This is a genomic window from Blautia sp. DFI.1.216 (assembly GCF_020594215.1).
Taxonomy (GTDB): Bacteria; Bacillota; Clostridia; order Lachnospirales; family Lachnospiraceae; genus Blautia_A; species Blautia_A wexlerae.
The window spans coordinates 1-308 of record NZ_JAJDML010000210.1 but is presented as its reverse complement, the minus strand read 5'-3'; the positions used below and the strand labels follow the sequence as shown (position 1 = coordinate 308).

The 308-nt window shown below is 43.8% G+C and carries 1 protein-coding gene; it reads left to right on the top strand.

Annotated elements, in window-relative coordinates; translation table 11 throughout:
* A partial coding sequence (locus LJE11_RS19470) for a prealbumin-like fold domain-containing protein (RefSeq protein WP_227296442.1) occupies positions 1-308 on the top strand: 308 nt, incomplete at both ends.

The following is a 308-nucleotide window of genomic DNA, read 5'->3' as shown; positions in this document are numbered from 1 at the left end:
TCAAAGAAAATAAAGGACGCTATGAATGTGGCGGTTATATCTACTCTGGCGAGGGACAGGAATTAGGACAATTCTGGGCGAAGCTGAATGTCGGAAATGCGAAACTGCAAAAGACTTCCAGTAATAACAGCATTACAGACGGTAATGGGAATTACTCTATTGCAGGTGCAACCTATGGTGTCTTTTCTGATAAGGACTGTACGAAACAGCTTGCCACCCTTACGACTGATGGAAACGGAAATACAGATGTTGTAGAGGTAACGGCTGGCACAGTCTATATCAAGGAATTATCCGCACCAGCAGGATAT